The organism is Pseudoalteromonas sp. CO109Y (assembly GCF_004208935.1).
GTDB lineage: Bacteria > Pseudomonadota > Gammaproteobacteria > Enterobacterales > Alteromonadaceae > Pseudoalteromonas > Pseudoalteromonas shioyasakiensis.
Window position 1 is genome coordinate 71,167 of record NZ_SGPD01000010.1, and the last position, 22,274, is coordinate 93,440.

General features: G+C 39.9%; 22 protein-coding genes and 2 tRNA genes. 20 read left to right on the forward strand and 4 right to left on the reverse strand.

Features of this window, described 5'->3' with window-relative positions:
- Nucleotides 1-8: 8 nt before the first annotated feature.
- The 7 genes from serS (at nt 9) to EXT43_RS02750 (ending at nt 8,278) form a co-directional block, all read left to right on the forward strand.
- Nucleotides 9-1,313, forward strand: coding sequence for a serine--tRNA ligase (gene serS, locus EXT43_RS02720; protein WP_130166289.1), 1,305 nt, complete (start codon nt 9-11; stop codon nt 1,311-1,313).
- A gap of 173 nt (nt 1,314-1,486) precedes the next feature.
- Nucleotides 1,487-3,031, forward strand: coding sequence for an arylsulfatase (locus EXT43_RS02725; RefSeq protein ID WP_130166290.1), 1,545 nt, complete (start codon nt 1,487-1,489; stop codon nt 3,029-3,031).
- 165 nt (nt 3,032-3,196) lie between these two features.
- On the forward strand, nt 3,197-4,519 hold the full coding sequence (locus tag EXT43_RS02730) for an AarF/ABC1/UbiB kinase family protein (RefSeq protein WP_130166291.1): 1,323 nt from the start codon (nt 3,197-3,199) through the stop codon (nt 4,517-4,519).
- Nucleotides 4,520-4,827: 308 nt separating this feature from the next.
- Nucleotides 4,828-5,400, forward strand: coding sequence for a hypothetical protein (locus tag EXT43_RS02735; RefSeq protein WP_130166292.1), 573 nt, complete (start codon nt 4,828-4,830; stop codon nt 5,398-5,400).
- A gap of 136 nt (nt 5,401-5,536) precedes the next feature.
- The gene (locus EXT43_RS02740) at nt 5,537-6,208 is read left to right on the forward strand and encodes an HNH endonuclease signature motif containing protein (protein ID WP_130166293.1); all 672 of its coding nucleotides are present in this window, start codon (nt 5,537-5,539) and stop codon (nt 6,206-6,208) included.
- Nucleotides 6,205-6,615, forward strand: coding sequence for a hypothetical protein (locus EXT43_RS02745; protein WP_130166294.1), 411 nt, complete (start codon nt 6,205-6,207; stop codon nt 6,613-6,615). Before EXT43_RS02740 ends, EXT43_RS02745 begins: the two co-directional genes overlap by 4 nt.
- A gap of 817 nt (nt 6,616-7,432) precedes the next feature.
- Nucleotides 7,433-8,278 (forward strand): pentapeptide repeat-containing protein, encoded by an 846-nt coding sequence (locus EXT43_RS02750; protein ID WP_130166295.1) that lies wholly within the window; start codon nt 7,433-7,435, stop codon nt 8,276-8,278.
- Nucleotides 8,279-8,310: 32 nt separating this feature from the next.
- Here the strand turns inward: EXT43_RS02750 and EXT43_RS02755 are convergent, their stop codons facing one another.
- Nucleotides 8,311-8,619 (reverse strand): hypothetical protein, encoded by a 309-nt coding sequence (locus tag EXT43_RS02755; protein ID WP_130166296.1) that lies wholly within the window; start codon nt 8,617-8,619, stop codon nt 8,311-8,313.
- A gap of 143 nt (nt 8,620-8,762) precedes the next feature.
- Here EXT43_RS02755 and EXT43_RS02760 point away from each other — a divergent pair, with 143 nt between their 5' ends.
- Nucleotides 8,763-9,026 carry a SufE family protein gene (locus EXT43_RS02760; protein ID WP_240701463.1) on the forward strand — a complete coding sequence of 88 codons (264 nt, stop codon included), beginning with the start codon at nt 8,763-8,765 and terminating at the stop codon, nt 9,024-9,026.
- A 71-nt stretch (nt 9,027-9,097) separates the two neighbouring features.
- On the opposite strand, the gene EXT43_RS02765 is transcribed toward EXT43_RS02760, so the two are convergent.
- The 3 genes from EXT43_RS02765 to EXT43_RS02775 all read right to left on the reverse strand — a co-directional run bounded on the left by EXT43_RS02765 (nt 9,098) and on the right by EXT43_RS02775 (nt 10,755).
- Nucleotides 9,098-9,706, reverse strand: coding sequence for a hypothetical protein (locus EXT43_RS02765; RefSeq protein ID WP_130166297.1), 609 nt, complete (start codon nt 9,704-9,706; stop codon nt 9,098-9,100).
- Between the two features lie 249 nt (nt 9,707-9,955).
- A tRNA-Pro gene (locus EXT43_RS02770) sits at nt 9,956-10,032 on the reverse strand.
- Between the two features lie 105 nt (nt 10,033-10,137).
- Complete coding sequence (locus EXT43_RS02775; RefSeq protein WP_062565175.1) at nt 10,138-10,755, reverse strand: arylesterase; 618 nt, start codon at nt 10,753-10,755, stop codon at nt 10,138-10,140.
- Between EXT43_RS02775 and EXT43_RS02780 the strand changes: the two genes are divergently transcribed.
- The 12 genes from EXT43_RS02780 (at nt 10,756) to EXT43_RS02840 (ending at nt 22,272) form a co-directional block, all read left to right on the forward strand.
- Nucleotides 10,756-11,475, forward strand: a complete 720-nt coding sequence (locus EXT43_RS02780; protein WP_054561283.1) for an ABC transporter ATP-binding protein — start codon at nt 10,756-10,758, stop codon at nt 11,473-11,475.
- Nucleotides 11,465-13,966: an FtsX-like permease family protein gene (locus EXT43_RS02785; RefSeq protein WP_130166298.1), complete on the forward strand. Its 2,502-nt coding sequence runs from the start codon at nt 11,465-11,467 to the stop codon at nt 13,964-13,966. The genes EXT43_RS02780 and EXT43_RS02785 overlap by 11 nt, the downstream gene beginning before the upstream one ends.
- Before the next feature lie 136 nt (nt 13,967-14,102).
- Nucleotides 14,103-14,627, forward strand: coding sequence for a crossover junction endodeoxyribonuclease RuvC (ruvC, locus tag EXT43_RS02790; RefSeq protein ID WP_054561285.1), 525 nt, complete (start codon nt 14,103-14,105; stop codon nt 14,625-14,627).
- 1 nt (nt 14,628) lies between these two features.
- Nucleotides 14,629-15,249 carry a Holliday junction branch migration protein RuvA gene (gene ruvA / locus EXT43_RS02795; protein ID WP_130166299.1) on the forward strand — a complete coding sequence of 207 codons (621 nt, stop codon included), beginning with the start codon at nt 14,629-14,631 and terminating at the stop codon, nt 15,247-15,249.
- A gap of 7 nt (nt 15,250-15,256) precedes the next feature.
- On the forward strand, nt 15,257-16,261 hold the full coding sequence (gene ruvB / locus EXT43_RS02800) for a Holliday junction branch migration DNA helicase RuvB (protein WP_054553011.1): 1,005 nt from the start codon (nt 15,257-15,259) through the stop codon (nt 16,259-16,261).
- 982 nt (nt 16,262-17,243) lie between these two features.
- Nucleotides 17,244-17,948: a protein TolQ gene (tolQ, locus tag EXT43_RS02810; protein ID WP_054561288.1), complete on the forward strand. Its 705-nt coding sequence runs from the start codon at nt 17,244-17,246 to the stop codon at nt 17,946-17,948.
- On the forward strand, nt 17,935-18,369 hold the full coding sequence (gene tolR, locus EXT43_RS02815; protein WP_054561289.1) for a protein TolR: 435 nt from the start codon (nt 17,935-17,937) through the stop codon (nt 18,367-18,369). The genes tolQ and tolR overlap by 14 nt, the downstream gene beginning before the upstream one ends.
- A 1-nt stretch (nt 18,370) precedes the next feature.
- Entirely contained in the window at nt 18,371-19,309 is a 939-nt protein-coding gene (gene tolA / locus EXT43_RS02820) for a cell envelope integrity protein TolA (protein WP_054561290.1), read from the forward strand.
- Nucleotides 19,310-19,318: 9 nt separating this feature from the next.
- Complete coding sequence (gene tolB / locus EXT43_RS02825) at nt 19,319-20,677, forward strand: Tol-Pal system beta propeller repeat protein TolB (RefSeq protein WP_062565178.1); 1,359 nt, start codon at nt 19,319-19,321, stop codon at nt 20,675-20,677.
- A gap of 34 nt (nt 20,678-20,711) precedes the next feature.
- A complete protein-coding gene (gene pal, locus EXT43_RS02830) occupies nt 20,712-21,254 on the forward strand; it encodes a peptidoglycan-associated lipoprotein Pal (protein WP_054553016.1) in 543 nt (180 codons plus the stop codon).
- Between the two features lie 12 nt (nt 21,255-21,266).
- Nucleotides 21,267-22,028: a tol-pal system protein YbgF gene (ybgF, locus tag EXT43_RS02835; protein ID WP_054561292.1), complete on the forward strand. Its 762-nt coding sequence runs from the start codon at nt 21,267-21,269 to the stop codon at nt 22,026-22,028.
- Nucleotides 22,029-22,196: 168 nt separating this feature from the next.
- Nucleotides 22,197-22,272, forward strand: a tRNA-Lys gene (locus EXT43_RS02840).
- The last annotated feature ends 2 nt before the right edge of the window (nt 22,273-22,274 follow it).

The window sequence follows — 22,274 nt, forward strand, 5'->3', positions numbered from 1 at the left end:
AATCGAACATGTTAGATTCTAAATATTTACGTCAAGATATCGAACAAGCGGCTGCACGTTTAGCAACACGCGGTTACGAACTTGATACTGTAGCGGTAACTGCACTTGAAGAAAAACGCAAAACATTACAAGTAAAAACGCAAGAACTTCAAAGCGAGCGTAATGCAAGTTCCAAAGCTATCGGCCAAGCAAAAGCGAAAGGCGAGCACGAAAAAGCACAACAGCTGCTTGATTCAGTCAGTAACCTTGGCGATCAACTAGACAGCGTTAAAGCTGAGCAAGACGCAGTACTTGAAGAGCTTAAGCAAATTGCACTTGCTATTCCAAACCTACCTGATGAGTCAGTACCAGTAGGTGAAGACGAAGATCAAAACGTTGAAATTTCAACCTGGGGTACGCCTAAGTCATACGACTTTGAAGTAAAAGATCACGTTGATGTTGGTCAAGACGTAAACGGCCTAGATTTTGAAATGGGCGTTAAAATTAGTGGCGCACGTTTTACTGTTATGCGCGGTCAAGTTGCACGTATGCACCGTGCTCTTACGCAGTTCATGCTTGATACGCACACAGAGAAAAACGGTTATACAGAAATGTATGTGCCTTACCTAGTTAATAGTGCAAGCTTATACGGCACAAGCCAATTACCTAAGTTTGCTGGTGATTTATTCCACACATTAGGTTTAGTAGATGATGACGGTCAGCAACAACCAGGTTTTAGCTTAATTCCTACAGCTGAAGTACCACTTACGAACAGTGCTCGTGACGAAATTTACGACGAAAGCGACTTACCAATTCGTTTAACCGCACATACACCTTGTTTCCGTAGTGAAGCGGGTAGCTATGGCCGTGATACACGTGGTCTTATTCGTCAGCACCAATTCGACAAAGTTGAATTAGTACAACTAGTAAAACCAGAAGATTCAATGCAAGCGCTAGAAGAGCTAACAGGTCACGCTGAGCAAATCTTACAAGCATTAGAACTTCCATACCGTAAAGTGATTTTATGTACGGGTGATATGGGCTTTGGCGCAGCAAAAACTTACGATTTAGAAGTATGGTTACCTGCACAAAACACTTATCGTGAAATCTCATCATGTTCAAACATGGTTGATTTCCAAGCTCGTCGTATGCAAGCGCGTTTCCGTCGCCAAGGCGAGAAAAAGCCAGAGCTACTTCATACATTAAATGGCTCAGGTTTAGCGGTTGGTCGTACACTGGTAGCAATCTTAGAGAACTACCAACAAGCAGACGGCTCAATTGTTGTACCAGAAGTATTACGCCCTTACATGGGTGGCTTAGAAGTTATTAAATAACATTTAAGCTAAGAACGTTAAAAACCGTATTTGTGAAAACAAATGCGGTTTTTTTGTGTTTAAAGTTAATAATTAATTGCGGTACACAGCAGTTTTAGTAGACTAAAAAAAGTACTATTCGTTTTATCACTAAACGACATAGTATTTTTTACAATACACGAAGGACTGCTGTTATGAAAAAACTACTCGCCGTAGCATCCGCTGCTTTATATTTAGCAAGCTCTGTTGCTTTTGCTAAAGACAAACCTAATATTCTGATCATATTCCCCGACGATGTTGGTTGGCAAAACGTAAGTGCTTATGGGCTTGGTACCATGGGTTACAAAACGCCAAACATCGATAAGCTCGCTCACGAAGGCACAATGTTTACCGATCATTATGCGCAGCCATCATGTACTGCAGGGCGCGCTGCATTAATCACAGGCCAATATCCAATTCGTAGCGGCATGACAACGGTAGGCCGACCAGGCGGCGAGCTTGGTTTAAAAGCGGGTTCTTATACGCTTGCTGAGGTTTTAAAAGAGCAGGGTTATGCAACAGGGCAGTTTGGTAAAAACCACTTAGGTGATCGCAACGAGCACCTACCTACAGTTCATGGCTTTGATGAGTTTTTCGGAAATTTATACCATTTGAATACTCAAGAAGAGTTTGAACAACGTGATTACCCGAAAGATCCTGAATTTTTCAAAAAGTATGGTACGCGAGGTGTTTTACATACTTACGCTACAAATGTAGATGACAAAACAGTTGATCCACGTTTTGGTAAAGTAGGTAAGCAAAAAATTGAAGATACCGGCCAACTCTCTCGTGAGCGAATGAAAAATGTCGATAAAGAGTTTATGGCTGCGAGCCTAGATTTTATCAAGCGTGCAAAAAAAGCTGATAAACCTTTCTTCGTTTGGTTTAACCCAAGCCGCATGCATATGTACACGCGTTTAAGTGATGAAAGCCGTTACCTAGCAGCAGACTACACCACAGAACATGATTTATATGGCAGTGGTTTGATTGAGCATGATCAGCAAGTAGGTGAGTTAATGGCTGCGCTCGAAGAGATGGGCGCCCTAGATAACACCATTGTGATTTATTCTACTGATAATGGCCCAGAGCACAGTGCACGATTACATGGCGGTACAACACCGTTCCGCGGTGAAAAAATGACAACTTACGAAGGCGGCGTACGCGTTCCTATGATTGTTCGTTGGCCAGGTAAAGTACCTGCAAATACCGTACTAAATGGCATTCAGTCACACATGGATATTTATACAACCCTTGCAGCAGCAGCGGGTGAACCAAATATCGTGATAAAAGCCCTTAAAGAACACAAGCAACCGATTGATGGCGTAAACAACTTAGATTATTGGTTAGGTAAAACAGACGAAAGTGCGCGTGATAGCTTTCTGTATTATTACGAATCGAGCATCAAAGCCGTGCGTTACAAGCAGTGGAAACTTCATTTCGAAACGAGCGAAAATTATTACGCTCAGTACGAAAAACAAAAGTTCCCGATTATCTATAACTTACGCATGGACCCGTTTGAAAGCTTTGATGGTTTAACAGACCGTTCAGACATAGTGCAAGCTAAGCAATGGCTAAATGAGCCTGTGCAACACTTACTTGGTGAGCATATTCAGTCATTATCAAAATATCCACCACTACAAAAAGCGGCTAGCTTCGACTTTAGTCAGTTAATGGAACAGTTGATGTCTGGTAAGCAGTAACACTCAATAAAGCGATTCATTGAGTTTTAATTTAATCAAAGCCGCATCGGGAAGCCATGCGGCTTTTATTTTTCGGCCGAAAAGGCTGGCGATAGTATGACTAAAGTCGATCTAAACTATAGCAACCAACGTATTCAAAGCATTAAGTTAATAGTGTGAAGCAATATGAGTAATAAACAAAAGTCAGTGCCAACATCACGGTTTTCACGCGCTGCTCGGCTTGGTTCTTTAGCTGGAAAGGTCGCAAGTAATATGTTGTTTGAAGGCACAAAAGCATGGGCGACGGGCAAGCAAACATCACGACAAGAGTTATTGTTACAGCCCAAAAATATTCAACGCTTTGCAGAGCAGCTAGCAAATCTTCGCGGGGCTGCAATGAAATTGGGGCAGCTGTTATCCATGGACAGTGGTGAATTACTTACTCCTGAACTATCTGCAATTTTAGCAAGGCTGCGTGCAGAAGCGACAGCTATGCCACAAAAGCAGCTAGTTAAAGTAATGCGTGAGCATTGGGGGGATGCGTGGCTAGAGCAATTATCACATTTTGAACTCAGACCATTTGCTGCGGCATCAATAGGGCAAGTGCATATTGCTTATCGAGAATCGGGCGAAAAGTTAGCAGTTAAAGTGCAATACCCAGGTATTGCAAAAGGCATTGCTAGTGATGTTGATAACTTAGCTTACCTTCTTAAGCTCAGTGGCTTATTACCCAAAGAGGTAGAAATACAGCCTCTTATCGATGAAGCAAAACAACAGCTTATAAACGAAGCTGACTACGAATTAGAAGCTAATTATTTAAAACGCTACAGCGAGTGTTTAAAGGGTGATGACAATTACCTTATTCCAAATGTGGTAGATTCGCTTAGTTCTTCTCAAGTTTTAGTCATGAGCTTTGTTGAAGGGCAAGAGCTAGATGAACTGGCAAGCACAGAGCAAGCGCTACGTAATAAAGCGGTTGAACAGTTACTCAGCCTATTTTTACGTGAATTATTTAGCTTTAAACTAGTTCAAACAGATCCAAACTTTGCTAATTATCAATATCAAATCGACAATCAACGCTTAGTGCTTTTAGACTTTGGTGCCACCCGCGAACTACCTCAGCATATTAGTGTTGGCTACTTACTGTTATTATCTGCTGCGATTAATAACGACAGAGCAGGCGTTGCAACAGCAGCACAGCAAATTGGCTATTTTCAACAAGGGCTTGCTCAAGAGTATATAGATAATGTTGTTGATATATTTCTACTCGCCTGCGAGCCACTGCGCTACCAAGGTGAGTATGATTTTGCGAATAGCGACTTACCAAAACGCATTAAAGAACTAGGCTTAAAAATGAGCACCGCCTCAGAACATTGGCACGCACCACCGGTAGATGCTCTGTTCGTACACAGAAAACTAGCAGGCCTCTTTTTAATCGCTGCAAAGCTAGGCGCAAAAGTGAATGTGAACAGTATTTTTAAGGAGTTTAAAGTACAGAGTGATAATTAATTGAACGGGAATTTGGGGTAACTTATTTCTGCCCCAAGATGAGTTAACGCAAATACTCTAAATATCTGCTTTGAGAGATAACTAGATATTGAGGTTGGATTAAAGTAATAGTTAATTGATTTCAAACTGTGTAGTTCGTGCATATATTCAAGAAAATGAGCGTCGAGAGCATTTTGTCATTTAGCTTTACCTAAATTTTTTTTGATAGTAATACCTTAGTTAATTTGTTAAAAATATAAGGTAGATAAATGAGACCACTATAAAATTGTTAGGTGCTCATTGGCATCATACAAAAAGGAGTGTTAAATTTGACGGTTACCACTATATTTGGAATAGGAATAGAAGATAGTGATATTGTTAAAATTGCAACAGTTATTGTAACGGCTAGTGTTGCTATTTTTTTGTTTTTTTTAAATCAATTCTTTAATCGCGCTAAAGAAAAGAGAGAGCTTATTACAGAAAAGACGGAAGAGTTGTTTCTTGCCGCTGCAGGGTATAGTGATAAGGCGCTAAATACAATTGACTATGCTTTAGATAATTTTAATGCATTGGTGAAATACGAAGAAAAAGTGACAGAAGAAGTGCTTAAATTCCATGCCAAAAATATTAGTGAGTTATTTATCGAAATATCTAAAGTTCAAATGTTATTAGAGCTATATTTCCGGAAATATAGCAAGTCATCAAAGTACCCTCTCACAACTGAATGTAACTTGAAGCAAATACTAATAGATATTGATTCAAAAAATTTAACATTGATTAATTCAGCGCAAAGTGTTGTAGTTACAACAGAACAGAAAATATATCAATTCTGCTCTTATATTGCAGAATTAAACCAAGCACCTTTCTATAAAAAAGTAATTCTAAAGAAGAAAAGCAACTAAAAAGTCGCTTAAAAGGATAAAAAAAGCTGACTTTTGCTCATTCCTCGCTAATTTTAGCCAACTATTTTATTGTCGATTGTTAGCGGGATGTTAAGTTTTTACCTAGTAAATTTGTAAGATCAACTAAGGGAATAATATGGCAATTTCTGATGGAGACGCAAAGTTATTATGGGGAAGAGCTGCAGGAATTTGCTCAAACCCTAAATGTCGAGCAGATCTCACAGCAATATTACAAGAAGCTAGAAGCTATAATGTTGGTGAAATGGCGCATATAGTAGCTAGGAGTGAAAAAGGTCCTCGCGGGGTAAGTGGTGGGGGGGCTGATACATATGAGAACCTAGTTCTCCTATGCCCAACATGCCATCGTCATATTGATAAATCCCCAGAAGGTACATTTACCGTTGAACAGCTATTTCAATGGAAAGAAACTCATGAATCTAATATAAGAGCTGTTAATAGTGATGTGATTTTTTCTACTTTTGATGAACTAAAGGAAGAAGTATCAAAATTATTATATGAGAATAATATGCTATGGGAGAGTTATGGCCCCAATTCAAAAGTAGCGGAAAAAGATCCTGGCTCTAATGCATTTAAAGTTTGGGAGCTGAGGAAACTAGACTCGGTAATACCCACGAATCTAAAAATAGTAAATCTAATTGAAACCAATAAATCTCTTCTTTCTATTCGAGCCTACAAAGCATTTATTAAATTTAAAACACATGCCTCATCTTTTGAAGCAAACCAGTATGATCGTATAGATAACTATGTCACTTTCCCAAAGGACTTTAGTGAGGTATTTGAATTATGAGTAATGGAACTAATACTTGGAATGTTCCGTTTAGTCACATAATGTGGTTAAACCGCCTTTTAGAGCAACACGATAATTTATCGGCCATCATTAGAAGTGAAGATATTCTTTTTGAAGTAACTAGGAAAGCACAAGGTGACAATTTACGTATCTTATGTTTGAGAGAATATACTATGGGCTTAACTATGGTTCAAAGAGCTCAAGCAGAGTTTGGGCATATAGATATCATATATATTGGTGGTGGCTGGAATAGTTATACAATGGAAGCTAAACAGTATTGTTTGGATTCAAACATTGGTATGTTTATATCTGGTGAAATGGCAGGAGCATTGTGGAAAAGTGACTTTTGGAATTACCACAAAAAAGATCAAGAAGGAAATCCAATCTACTCTATTAAAGCATCGTGATTTATACGGTGTTTTTGGTTTTGGTTCTTTCTTTAATTCTGATAAATATAATGATATAGATTTATTGTTAGTATCATTACCTGATGCTCAGTCGCCATTGAATGCATACTTGGAAGCTAAAAAAGATTTGGATATTTTGTCTAACAGAATCGAAATACAAATTGATATAACGTTTCTTACTTACAGTGAGTTTTTAAACAAACCATTGTTGGAACACGATAATCTATCTGAAATTTTGCGTAAAAAAATTTAACAAGTAGCTTAAAGGAGCAAAATACAACTGACTTTTGCTCGTTCCTCGCTAATTTTAGCCAGCGAACTTTTTGCCGCTTAGTAAAGCGTTAGCCTAAAGAAATTCTTGTACAAGATTAACCTAATACTTAATGTATTTACATGATTTGACCATTAACGTACTTTAGGTTACCCCAAAACGAGCTAAAGTAAATGCTCTAATGGCTGCTTTGAGCAAACAAGTTAGCAACTAAGGTATGTGATTGAAATCAATTATTAACAGCTTAGGCAAGTAGTCTCTAATGTGTAAAAAATATCATTGCGTATTAAGGTAAATTTAGATGTAATGAATACATAATAATCGCTGAGTAATGCAGGGAAAGCTTATAGAACACTACCTAAACTGATTACACTAGTTAGGAAAGTGAGAACCTCCAAAAAGTCTATTTTTTATAAGTAAAGCCATAGCATAAACAGCACTAACTTAGACACACCGAGCAGGTAGAGACTCAGTCCAACAAGAAATTATGCAGCATAGACTACATGTCGTATAAAGACTAAAATGTTATGACAAGGAAGAAATAATATGCACCTTCCCAAACCAATAAAAAGAAGAGAGTTTGTAAATCAGCATCTTGGAGCTGCTAATAGGTTAGTGAGAATTATCTTCTCACCAATATTCTCTCTGGAGTGGTGCTTAAGGTATTTAGCTTACCTTATGTCTCATAGTGGGTTAGTGGGTGTATTAGAGTATACAGGGAAGTTAACGATCTTAGTAACTGCTGTTATATGGGTGACTGAAATTGATGACAGGAAATTAGATCGTCTTAGAAAAGCATGGAGCACGTACCTCGATAAAAATTTCAGAGAATTTGATCCAAATGTACAGCCAGAAAATGGCTCTGCAGGTACTGCCTCTATTGTATGGAAAGGGGCTGTACGTGACTTAATAGATAACAAAGTTTACTTAGATGGTGCAGACATGAGAGGCGCAATAATAGAGGAATTAGACGCTAGAAATGGAAGGTTCTTCCTAGCTAATTTCAATGGTGCAATCATGGACAGATCTAATTTTGAGAATGCGTATCTCGGTCAAGCAAAAATGATTCACACAGATCTAGTTGAAGTAAACTTTAAAGGCGCTACGCTATCCGAAGCGGATTTAACAGATTCTTATTTAGTAGAAGCTAACTTTACTAATGCCTTTTTAGGCAAAGCTAAGTTTGTAAATGCTATGTTTATGGATGCTGTCTTGACTAACGCTGACATAGATGGTGCAGATTTCACGGGTGCAAAGTCATTAACTTGCGTTCAATTAAAGCAAGCGAGAAATCTAGAGACGGCAATTCTTCCTGAAGAGCTTTTAAAGTGCTTGCCAAGTCATGATAAATCAAGCAAGAAGGATGCGCGAATTGCGCGTGTCTCTCCTTGAAGCGTTAGGTTGCAAAAAGATAAAAATCAAAATTAGGGTAATAAATTGAAAGCAGGGAAAGATGAAATATTTGAAATAGAATTGGCAGGCAAACAGGTAGAGTATTTTTTAGAGATGAATAAAGCCCATAATTTGAATTTTACATTCATACCATTTGGATCTTTATTAATTGACTCAATATTTATGTAATTTTTGAAAACATCTGGAGGATCTATTATTTTGACATTTTTGCTAAAAGAAAGTTTCCTTGTTTTTAATTTGCTTTCAACAACATTTAACGCTTTACGTTTCTTACACTCACTGGGTTTTTTGATTTTAAGAGCGGCTGGGTTGTTTGTCATATTGCCGCTGTCTTTTCATAATCGAAAACTAGTTCTAAAAAGCTGAGCTTTCGGTTATACACGTTGTTACTCGCACCTTTATGATAGTGCTCCATGTATTTGCATATTGGTCGCTCTATCTATCTTGATAACCCTGAATTGCAATGGCAAACAATGACTCCAATGAAGTCGTCATCGATGCTAATTTAGATTTTACACCGGTATTAGATGGTTCAATCGAGCCACCATATTATATGTTTGGCATCACTACACGGTGGTATAATGGTGTGCTTCTAAAAGATATTAAGCCATCATCAACAAGTCAGGTTTCAGTAACCGCTGAGCTTGATGATGAGCGAGTATACTTAGATGACGATAGCCCAGCGCCGATAACAACTAGTATCACAATTCCAGATATTTGCTTCTAAGTTTGATATCTATGAAATTGTAAAAAAACTCTGTCCTAGAGCTTTGAAAGAGGTTTACGTGTTATAGTAAATTAATGCTTTGTACTTTCTATATGTATTTCAAATTTTGATCTAGCAGACATAACATTATCAACGAGAGTTTGGAGTACAATAGCTTGGTACCTCAATTCATTTGCAGTTTTCATATCGTAAGGGATTTTAAAACGTTTAAGATCATGTACAGAGTTAATCATTTGATTTGCTAAATTACTCACCTCTTTATCCTTAGTTAGGCGTTGATACATAGCAGCTTTTTCTCTAAGTTCATTTAGTGCTAAATTTAGTTGGTTGCTACTTGTACAGTATTCTTCGTTAAATCTTTGAATATGGTATCTTAAGTCTGGTTTTGAGGGGGCAATACCGCATTCAGAAATTAGATATAATTCCTTAGTTTTTCTCATAAAGCTCCCAGCTAAAAATTGAACCTTTAAAGCTATCTCTATAACTTCGAGCTTCCTGTTGTAATGGATTTGTTTCTTCCATATGTAGAGAGCCCATAAAGCACTACCTCCACCAACAAGGCTTCCAAAGCTACCGGCTAAATTTATAATACTTTCGAATGGAGAACCGACTGCACTAACGATAATTCCGCCAGCAAGCATCAGGCAAACACATACTAGAAAAGTTTCAATGCTCTTCACAATCTTTCCTTGATACTATATTACTATTTTGAAAACTAATTGATTATAAAGTGTTTAGAACGAAGAATTAAGTAAATTAAGATTAAAGCACTTTAGGTGCAAGTGGAAATATTACATTAAAGAAAGTAATGTGATTTACGTGTATCTATTATTTGTGTCTGAAAATAATAATACAAAAATAATACAAATTAGCAGTTGCTAATATATAGGATTTATTGACTTATCTTTATGATAAATAAGGGGGAAAGATGGTCGGCATAGCAGGATTTGAACCTGCGACCCCTGACACCCCATGACAGTGCGCTACCAAGCTGCGCTATATGCCGACGTTGCAAGCCATAGTACGGCTTTTTTTATAAAAATCAATATCTCTGCAGTTCGATTGCCTGTTAATTGTTCAGGCAATCGGTATTAAATCAATGGGCTAGAGGTTAATCTAGCCAATCGTTGATCGTTTTGTACATAAAGTCGCGTATTAATGGCTGAGCATCGGCATTAGGGTGCAGGTTATCGTTTTGCATAAGTTCTGGACGGCCTGCAATGCTAAGCATGAAAAAGGGCATGAGCTCAGAATCTGTTTCATCGGCAATGGTTTTAAAGCTATCGGTGAAAAGTTTGGTATAACGCGGGCCATAGTTAGGTGGAATTTGCACTTCCATTACGGCGGTTTTCGCCCCGATTTGTTGGCTTTTTGTTATTAAATCACGTAGGTTAGCTTGCAGGCGTTTAATAGGGAAACCTCTTAAACCATCGTTTCCGCCAAGCTCAATGAGTACATGAGTGGGTTCAAATTCGCTCAGTAACGCGTCGAGTCGTCTTAGGGCACCGCCTGTGGTTTCACCGCTAATACTGGCGTTTACTAGGTATACAGATTGGTCTTTTTCATCGTACTTATCTTGTAACAATTTAACCCAGCCTTGCTCTTGTTTAAGTCCGTAAGCGGCGCTTAAACTGTCACCTAGAATTAAAATTGTGTTGTCAGCTGCTGCCGTAAGTGGTTTGATTACTAACAGTAAAACGAATATAAAACGTAGGATTGGATGCATCATATGTCAGCGCTTTCTCAATTAAACATCATTCAAGTTAAAGGACTTTCTAAAACGGTCACCACGGTTGAGGGCGACCTGACCATCCTCAGTGACATCAGCTTTAATGTCAAGTCGGGCGACTCAGTTGCCGTGGTAGGCACCTCAGGTTCGGGGAAGTCTACTTTATTAAGTTTATTAGCAGGCCTTGACCAATCAACGGGCGGCAGTATCCATTTAGACGGAGCCGCATTACACGAATTAGATGAAGAAGCACGCGCAGCACTTCGCGCTGAAAAAGTAGGTTTTGTATTTCAGTCTTTCATGCTTGTACAAAGCTTAACAGCCCTTGAAAACGTAATGCTTCCTGCTGAACTTGCGGGTAGTAAAGACGCTAAACAACAAGCACTTGAGCTACTTGAAAAAGTAGGTTTGAGTCATCGCGTGGGTCATTACCCATCGCAATTATCTGGTGGTGAGCAGCAACGTGTAGCAATTGCTCGTGCATTTATTGGCACACCGAAAATTTTATTTGCCGATGAACCATCAGCGAACCTTGATAGCAAAAACGGTAAGTTAATTGAGTCTTTATTATTTGAATTAAATAAAGAGCACGGCACAACACTCATTTTAGTAACCCATGATGAGCAGCTTGCACAAAAGTGTCAGCAAATTTTACATATTGAAGCAGGGCAGCTAGTAACTGTAAAAGAAAGCGAAGGAGTGCAAGCGAATGTGGGCTAAATTAGCACTAAAACTGTTTTCACGTGAGTTTAAGCGTGGCGAATTAACAGTGATCAGTGCAGCAATAGCCTTAGCTGTGCTCACTGTTTTAACATTGTCTATGGTTACCGATCGAATTGGTCAAAGTATTGAAGAAAAAAGCAGTGCTTTTATTGCGGCTGATCGCGTTTTAGCAAGTAACCATGCTTTACCTGCTGAGTTTTTAGAAAAAGCCAACCAAGATAACTTACGCACCGCTAAAATAACTTACTTCGACACCATGCTATTTGCCGGTGACGAAATGCAGCTTGGTTCGGTTAAAGCGGTATCAAACACCTATCCGTTAAAAGGCGAGTTAAAAGTTAAAACTAGCCTGACTGGCCAACCAGAAGTAACAACCGAGATCCCAAGCCGTGGTGAAGTATGGTTAAGTGAATCTGTGTTTTATGCGCTAAACATTAAAGTGGGCGATAAAGTAGAGCTTGGCGCTGCTACGTTTACTGCTAGTCATGTTGTAGCCGAAGAGCCAGATGCACCGTTTAATGTGTTTTCGAGCAGCCAACGAATCTTAATTAATGAAGCAGACATTGCTGTTACAGAGGTAATTCAGCCGGGGAGTCGGGTGTTTTACCGTCAACTTTATGCTGGCGACAAAGACAATTTAGATACCTTCTATGCGTGGTTAAAACCACAAATGAAAGAAAACCAGCGTTGGTATGGTGTTAAAGACCGCCAGTCACCTATTTCTAATAGTTTAAATCGTGCCGAAAGCTATTTATTGCTAGCTGGTTTGCTTGGCATTATTTTAGCTGCTGTTGCTATTGCGGTATCGGCAAAACGGTATTGTGAGCGTCAGTACGACCCAGTTGCTATGATGAAAACGCTTGGCGGTAGCCGCGCTATGATCCGTAAAATCTATTTATTACATTTGAGCCTTGTATGTTCAATGTCGGTGATTGTCGGTTTACTGATTGGTTATGGTTTACAAGCGGTTGCCACGGATTATTTGGCACAAACCATGGGCACAGCATTGCCGAGCGCATCGGCTAAACCTTGGATCATTGCGATTAGCACAGGTGTGATTTGTGCGGTTATGTTTTCAATTAAACCGCTACTCGATTTATTTGATATTCCGCCGCTACGTGTACTTCGCCGTAACTTAGGCGACCGTTTATTGGTAAGTAAAGTGCATCTTACTATGTCGGCGCTTACTGTGTTTTTACTGATGTGGTTATTTAGTAACAACCTCAAAATTAGTGCAATTTTGTTCCTTTCGACGGCATTTTTAATTGCCGTGTTATTTGGTTTATCAAAGGTTATTTTTGGTGGTGGCCGCAAACTTGGTTTAAGCCCTGGTAACAGTTGGTCATTGGCGATTGCGTCAATTCAAAAGCGTGCCAATGTGAATGCGGTACAATTAATTAGCTTTGCTTTGGCCATAAAACTATTACTGTTTTTAATTGTACTTAAGAACGACATGATTTCGGATTGGCAGTCTCAGCTTCCTGAAAATGCCCCTAATTCATTTTTAGTGAACATTACTGAGCAAGAGTTAGAGCCTATAACTAGCTTCTTAGCGCAAAACGATATGCCAACGTCTGATTTCTATCCGGTTGTGCGTGGCCGTGTAAACGCTGTTAATGGCGAGTTGGTTGCCCGCGAAGTATCGCAAGAAGACAACGAAAAGAAAGATGAAGAAGCCCGCTCTGGTATTGGCCGTGAGTTAAACCTAACTTGGCGTAAAGACTTACCAAATCAAAACGAACTTATCGACGGTACATGGTTTAGTGAAGACTCAGTAGCCGAGGCATCGTTAGAAGAGTCGATGCTTGAACGTCTTGATGTACAAATTGGCGATACGCTTACTTTCTTAATTGGTGCACAATCATTCGATGCAAAAATTACCAGTGTACGTAAGGTTAATTGGACCACACTTAAACCTAACTTCTTTATTATTTTAAGCCCTGATGTGCTTGCGAGTTTTCCTGCTACTTATATTTCATCAGTGAATGTAAAAGCAGAGAAAAAACGAGAGTTTAATGAGCTAATGCGTCAATACCCCACGGTTAACGTGATAGATGTTGAGAGTTTCATTAAACAAATTCGTTCAACCATAGAGCAAGTATCGTTAGCGATTGGCTTTGTACTAGCGATTGTGGTTGCCTGTGGCGCTTTAGTACTTATTTCGCAAGTGCAAGCAAGTTTAGGCGAGCGAATGCAAGAGATTGTCATTTTGCGAACTTTAGGTGCGAAAGGGCGCTTAATTAAAAATGCCACCTTATATGAGTTTTTACTATTAGGCGTTACTGCAGGTTTAGTCGCTGCCATTGTCAGTGACATCGCTCTGTTAATAGTGCAAAAACAAATGTTCGATTTAGCAGGTAAGTTCCACCCTCATATTTGGGTGATTGGCCCAGCAGTCGGTGGCTTATTCGTGGCATGTTTGGGCTATTTGATGATAGCCCGCACAATGCGAAAAAATACCCAAGGCTTATTACGCTCACTCGCGTAAAAGTCTCTTGAAGGTTGGCTATAAAATGCTCGCAATTGCGGGCATTTTTTATGAATTGCAATTGGTTACTGGTAATTTATACAGTGCTCTGGCATTATTAACCGCAGATAATAATGATAATAGACGGATCAGTTAGTTGGCGATTATTTTAGGGATTGATCCTGGTTCACGGTTAACAGGGTACGGCGTGATTGCTCACCAAGGTGCTAAGTTCACTTATTTAGGTAGTGGCTGCATTAAATTGGCTGATCACGATTTTCCGGTACGCTTAAAAATGATTTACCAAGGGATCAGTCAATTGGTAGAGCAATTCTCACCAGACAGTTTTGCTATCGAAAAAGTGTTTATGGCACACAACCCAGACTCAGCGCTTAAGCTCGGTCAAGCACGTGGCGCTGCTATCGTTGGCGCTTCAATGGCAGAGCTGCCAGTTTATGAATATTCAGCTAGGCAAATTAAGCAGGCCGTTGTAGGTAATGGCGGAGCCGATAAGTCTCAAGTACAGCATATGGTTAAAAACATTTTAAAGCTGCCTGGTACCCCTCAAGCCGATGCCGCAGATGCCTTAGCAATTGCTATTTGTCATGCACATTCAGAACAAAATTTAATAAAACTTGCGGGCAGTGCGAGCAAAACCGTAAGAGGACGATTAAGGAAGTAATATGATTGGTCGATTAAATGGCTTACTAGTAGAAAAACAGCCGCCAGAAATTCTTATTGAAGTAAGTGGTGTAGGCTACGAAGTGCAAATGCCGATGACCTGCTTTTATGATTTACCTGCAGTGGGTGAGCAAGCGATTATTTATACCCATTTTGTGGTACGTGAAGATGCCCAGCTATTATTTGGCTTTAACAACAAAACCGAACGCGCTTTATTTAGAGAGCTTTTAAAAGCCAATGGTGTAGGGCCAAAACTTGGTCTTGCTATTTTATCGGGTATGTCGGCGCAGCAATTTGTAAGTTGTGTTAATAATGAAGATGCAACAACACTGGTTAAACTGCCGGGTGTTGGTAAAAAAACGGCTGAGCGTTTAGTGCTCGAAATGAAAGATAGACTCAAAGATTGGGGTAATGACTTATTTACACCATTTAGCGATAATGCCGTCATTGAGCCATCAAGTGATGATAGCCTAGTGGCAAATAATGCTGCAGATGATGCAGTATCAGCATTAGTGGCATTAGGCTATAAGCTACCGCAAGCACAAAAGGCGGTTAAAACAGTGAACAAACCAGATATGACGACCGAGGTTCTAATTAAAGAAGCTCTAAAATCAATGTTGTGAGTAAACCATGATTGAAGCAGATCGCTTAATAGATGCGAGTGAACAAAGTAACGAAGACAGTGTTGATCGTGCCATACGACCAAAGCTGTTAACCGATTACACAGGCCAGCCGCATGTTAAGCAACAAATGGAAATTTTTATCGAGGCAGCTCGCCACCGTGGCGAAGCGCTGGATCACTTATTAATATTTGGTCCACCGGGCCTTGGTAAAACCACACTTGCAAATATTGTTGCCAACGAGCTTAACGTTAATATTAAAACAACATCAGGGCCAGTACTCGAAAAAGCAGGCGATTTAGCCGCACTTTTAACGAACCTTGAAGAAGGCGACGTACTGTTTATTGACGAAATACATCGCTTGAGCCCGCAAGTCGAAGAGATTTTGTATCCCGCAATGGAAGATTATCAGCTGGATATAATGATAGGTGAGGGCCCCGCAGCACGCTCTATCAAGCTTGATTTGCCGCCATTTACTTTAATTGGTGCAACAACTCGTGCTGGCTCACTCACTTCACCACTTAGAGACCGTTTTGGTATTGTTCAGCGATTAGAGTTTTATTCTGTTGAAGACTTATCAAAAATTGTTGCCCGCTCAGCAAGCTTTTTAGACTTAACCATGTGTGATGAAGGCGCAACCGAAATCGCCAAGCGTTCACGCGGTACACCGCGCATAGCAAACCGTTTATTACGCCGCGTTCGTGATTACACCCAAGTGAAATCAGACGGTAAAGTAAATGCTACAGTTGCAGAGCAAGCCCTCGATATGATTGATGTCGATAAAAGCGGTTTTGACTACATGGATAGAAAATACTTGCTAGCTATTATCGAAAAATTTATGGGCGGCCCCGTTGGCCTTGATAACCTAGCGGCTGCAATTGGCGAAGAAAAAGAAACCATTGAAGATGTCATAGAGCCGTTTTTAATTCAACAAGGCTTTATTCAGCGTACCCCCCGCGGACGACTTGTTTCAGACATCGCTTACCTGCACTTTGGGCTAACGCCAGAGAAATAACTAAAACCCCGCGGTTAGTTAGAAGCTTTAAGCTATAAGTATCAAGCAGCTTGGAAGGGCTGTTTTTTATCGAGATAAATTGCTTGTATCCAACGGGTATGTAGATTTTTACCGCTTACCGCTTACCGCTTACCGCTTACCGCTTACCGCTTACCGCTTACCGCTTACCGCTTACCACAAACCACTAACCAGTGGGTTGTTGTCTCATTTTAACATCTGTAATTCACATGCTGTTAAGTTATCGGTAGGTATTCTCATTGGCGTTTGTGTAGGCAAAAAAAAGCCCGCATAAGGATGCGGGCAAACAACAAGTTGAAGGAAGTAATCCAGGGAACTACGGTCTACTTGAATAAGGTTTTATCCCGATTTAAGTGAACCTAGAGCAATACGAAACTTCATATTGCTAAAAACGGAGCTTGATGAAAGAAACTTTCATGAGGTTGCTAGCTCGGTATAGGTAAATAATACGCAATGATGGATTTTTCTTCAAACTAGAAAAATTTTATTTTCAGATAAAAAAAACTAATGTGAGCTAAAAATTGAATTGTTTTCTTTTTGTTCACTTTGTAACTATTTTGTTTTTAACCTTCTGAATAAAAGGGTTTTTATAATTTTTGTGATCTTTATTCAGGATTAGTTTAAGTATTCTGTAGTAGATTTGCAAAAGTGCTTTTGGGTGTTTATGCGTAATTTATGAATAAACGTCGTGTTTTTGGCTGTTTTGGTTGCTTTTGAGAGCTATTCTAGTGACTTATTATTAAGGTGAAAATATGCGTAAATGTGTTGATAAAACCTAATATGGCTAAAAAATAACTAAGCAAATTGCTTTTTACCGTTATTTGCCGCTAATTCACAGCAAGAGCGTTGTCAGTTTATAACTGACTAGATACACTAGATGTAACTTTTGGCCACCTTTGTGGTCAATAAATGCAAGTGTAAAAAATATAACAAATTACATAGAAATCTATTTTAGGAGTTTAACGTGGGATCAGGGCTTAACTTTTTAGATCTTATTCTAGAAGCCAGTGTACTTGTCCAGCTAGTAATGTTGGCATTAGTCGGTATGTCGGTAATGTCATGGGCAATTATTTTTCAACGTAAAAAAGCGATTTCTGATGCACTTAATGGCGCTAAGCGTTTTGAGCAAAAGTTTTGGTCAGGTATTGATTTAAGTAAATTATATAACGAAGTATCTGCTCGTCCTGGTGGTGCATCAGGTGTTGAAGCATTATTCGTTGCAGGATTTAAAGAGTTTGCACGTCATAAGAAAAATACATTTCAAAGTGCAGGCATCGTAATGGAAGGCACACATCGTTCAATGCGAGTTGCGCTATCGCGCGAAGTTGAAAAGCTTGAGTCTAGTTTATCGTTTTTAGCAACAGTGGGTTCAATTAGTCCTTACATCGGTCTGTTTGGTACGGTATGGGGTATCATGAACGCATTCATCGCGTTAGGTGAAGTTAAACAAGCAACGCTACAAATGGTAGCGCCAGGTATCGCCGAAGCGCTGATTGCAACTGCAATGGGCTTATTTGCTGCAATCCCTGCTGTAATTGCTTACAACCGTTTTGCTAATAAAGTAGAAAAGCTTGAAGGTAATTACATTAACTTCATGGAAGAATTCGCCAATATTTTACACCGCCAAGCAGCTGCGCAAATAGAGGCTAAAGCGAATGTATCAGCGTAAGAAACGTCGCCCTGTAGGTGAAATAAACGTAGTACCTTACATTGATGTAATGTTGGTACTACTAATTATATTTATGGCAACTGCGCCACTTATTACCCATGGTGTAAAAGTGGATTTGCCGAAAATGGAAGAATCGGATTTAGTTGATACCAAAGATACACCGCCTATCATTGCGTCAATTGATGCTGAAGGTAAGTACTATGTAAGTATTGGTACTGACCCAGAAGCACCAATGGAAGCGCTGGATGTTGCGGCGGTAATTAAACTTCAACTGCAAAAAAATCCAGATACACCTGTGATGATTAAAGGTTCTGGCCGTGTTTCTTATCAAGAAGTACTGCTGCTTATGGACTTTTTGAAAAATGCTGGTGTGCCTTCAGTGGGTCTTATGACCGAATCATTCGAGGGGACGAAAGGCTAGTATGGGTGCATCAGTAGTAAAATCGGTTCTTTTGCACCTTGCAATAGCAGGTTTATTAGTAGCAACAGCTAATTTTCATATGCCAGCGCCTAAGGTGATGGAAGTAACGCTGAACCCTGCTTTACCAGAGCCTGAAAAAGCCGTTGCCGCAGTAACGGTTGATCAGCAAAAGGTTGAGCAGAAAATTGCCGAGCTTAAAAAGCAAGAAGAAGCAAAAAAACGAGCCGAAGCAAAACGTATTCGTGACCTTGAGCGCCGTGCAAATGATGCACGTAAGCAACGTGAAGCTGAAGACAGACGCCTTAAAAAGCTAGAGCAGCAACGCCGCGCGAAAGAGAAAGAAAAAGCAGAAGCAGAAGCACAAGCGAAGAAAGCACGTGAAATTCAAGAGAAAGAACGAGCTAAAGCGCAACAGGCTGAAAAGCAAAAGCAAGAAGCTGAAGCCGCAGCGAAAGCTGCAGCTGAAAAACGTAAAGCTGAAGAAGAGGCGTTAAAGAAAGCGGAAGAAGAGCGTAAGCGTAAAGCTGCCGAAGCTGAAGCTGAACGTAAACGCAAAGAAGCTGAAGCAGAGCGTAAACGCCAGCAAGCATTGCAAGAGCAAATGCTACAAGAACAATTAGCTGCTGAGCAGGCTGCACGTAATAAAGTGCGCCAGCAACAAGTAGTGGGCGAAGTTGAAAAATATAAAGCGTTAATTATGGCGCGCATTCAACAAAACTTCTTAAAAGATGAGAAGATGAAAGGTAAAGAATGTCGTCTTAATATTCGTCTTGGTTTTAATGGCTTAGTGACTCAAGTAAAATCACTGGGCGGAGATACCTTGGTATGCGAAGCTGCAATGCGCGCGGTGCGTATGGCAGACACACTACCAGTATCACCAGACCGTGAAGTATTTGAGCAACTTAAAAATATTAATTTAACAATAGCGCCTCAATTTTAAAGGAATGATATGTTTAACCAGATAAAAACAGCATGTTTTATTGTATTACTGGGCTTTCATGGCATTGCCAGTGCTGCACTAGAAATTGTGATCACCGATGGTATTGACGGTGCACGTCCAATTGCGATTGTACCTTTCCAGTACAATGGTGTAGGAACTATCCCTGAAAAATTAAGCTCAGTCATTGCAGCTGACTTAATGCGTAGTGGTAAGTTTAAGCCAATTGACGTTAACACAATGCCGCAGCTTCCAGCTACTGACACCGACGTTGATTACGGCGCTTGGGTTAATAAAGGCGTTGAAGCGGTTCTTGTAGGCCAAGTAGAACAGCAAACAAATGGCCGTTACTTAGTTAAGTATGAGCTTATTGATGTTATTCGTGGTCAAATTACCGGTGGCGAAACGCAAATGATGAGCAATGGCCAATTAGTTAAAAGCCAAGATCACATTTTAGACGCGCGTGAAAGCGTAATTGCTGAAACAGGTTTTCGCCGTTACGCGCACCGCATTAGTGATGTGGTTTACGAAGCGCTTACGGGTGAAAAAGGTGCATTCTTAACGAAGATTGCTTATGTGATTGTTCGCGAAGAAGAGCCTAAGCCATACCAGCTTGTAGTTGCTGATTACGATGGTTTTAATGAGCAAGTGTTACTTCGCTCTAAAGAGCCATTAATGTCACCAGCGTGGTCACCTGACGGTACTAAGCTTGCGTACGTAACATTTGAGAATCGTCAAAGCCAAATTTATATTCAAGATTTATACACAGGTAAACGTGAGCTGATCACAAGTCACCCTGGTATTAATGGTGCACCGCAGTTCTCGCCTGATGGTAAAAAGTTATTATTAGTGCTTTCTAAAGACAGAAATGGTGCAACAGAAGTATATGTTTTAGACCTTGCAACTCGTAAAGAAAGACGTCTTACAAACCACCGTAGTATAGATACTGAACCATCTTGGTTCCCTAATGGGCAAGATATTGTGTTTACGTCTGAAAGGGGTGGTAATGCCCAGATTTATAAGTTAAATTTGCAAACTGGTAGGTCAAAACGCATGACGTTTGACGGAGATATGAACCTAGCAGGTTCGATTTCTCCAGACGGAAAAGAATTAGTGATGGTGAACCGTACCAACGGTCAATACCATCTTGCTAAGAAAGAGCTAGCTACAGGCGCGTTCCAAGTATTAACTAGAACTCGCTTAGATGAATCACCGAGTATCGCTCCAAACGGCTCGATGATTATCTACAGCACGCTTCATAATAATAAACAGGTGTTGGCGTTAGTTTCTATGGACGGTCGCTTTAAAGCACGCTTACCTGTGCTAAACGGACAAGTAAAGGCACCAGCTTGGTCGCCTTATTTACAGTAATTTTACTGGTTTACTCAATATAGGAATCAATTAAATGCAACTTAATAAAACTTTAAAAGGCCTGCTAATTGCTGTGCCAGTGATGACATTAGCGGCGTGTAGCTCTTCTTCAGGTGTTGACGAAGGTGCTGCAAACCAATCTAACCAAGGTATGGTTGAGCAATCAAACAACACTGATACTGTTGAAGTTGCAACGCTTACTCCAGAGCAACAAGCTGAAGAAGCACTTCGTGAAAAATACGAAGCGTTACGTCAAGAGCAAATCATTTATTTTGGTTTTGATAACGCAAAAATCCAAAGCAAATATGCTGAATTATTACAAGCACACGCTGAGTTTTTAGTACAAAACCCTTCAGTGAAAGTACTAATCGAAGGTCACGCAGATGAGCGCGGTACGCCTGAGTACAACATCGCACTAGGTGAGCACCGTGGTCAAGCAGTAGAAAAATACCTACAAAGTTTAGGTGTTTCTGCTAGCCAAATGTCAGTAGTGAGCTATGGTGAAGAGAAGCCAATGGTTAAGTCTCGCACTGAAGAAGCGTTCGCGAAGAACCGTCGCGCAGTATTAGTTTACTAATAAAGAGTCATTATGAAGCCGAAAATTATTTTGGCAGCAATGATCTTAAGCGGGAGCACCCAGTTATGGGCTGCTCCCGCTCCTGTTTCAGAAGCTGCAAGCTCGCAATCGAGCATTGAGAAGCGTTTAGTCGCTTTAGAAAACATGATGAAGTCACGTAATTTATTGCAAGCTGAGCTTCAGCAGCAGCTTAATATTTTACAAGACGAAGTGAGCCAAGTACGTGGTATTACTGAAGAGCAAAGCTATAAGCTTGAAAAAGTATTACAACGTCAGCGTGAGCTTTATCAAGAGATTGAGAACCGTGTAAGTCAAGCTTATAGCCAGCCTGCTGCAACACAAACTCAACCTACTAACACTTATACGGATGTGGGTGCATCACAGGCAATTAGTTCAGACTTATCTGAAAACGAAGCCTATGAGCGTGCTGTAGCGTTAATCATGAAAGATAAACGTTATGAGCAAGCAATTCCTGAGTTCCAAACATTCTTAACTACTTACCCTAATTCAGTGTATGCATCTAATGCGCATTATTGGTTAGGTCAGCTGTTAACAATTCAAAACGATCAAGCTGGTGCAACTGAGCACTTTAAAGTTGTTGTGAATGAATACCCTAATTCTAATAAGCGCCCAGATGCGATGTTAAAGTTAGGAAACTTATTAGCGGATCAAGGTTTAGGCGAGCAAGCCCTTAAAACCTTTAATGATTTAATTAATCAGTACCCAAGTACTACCGCTGCTAAATTAGCCACAGAACGTCTGTCGCAAATGTAGATTTGACCTGATTAGACTGCTTTTTGACATAAGCGGTCTAAAATTAGGCAACTAGACATAAAAACTTAAAAAAAGAGATATTTTCTGTTGCACTCAGCATTTAAATAAGTATTATAAGCGCCCGCAGCAGGCGATTGGTAACAACAGCCAAAATGCGGAAAAAAGAGCGGGTCATTAGCTCAGTTGGTAGAGCAGTGGACTTTTAATCCATTGGTCGATGGTTCAAGTCCATCATGACCCACCATT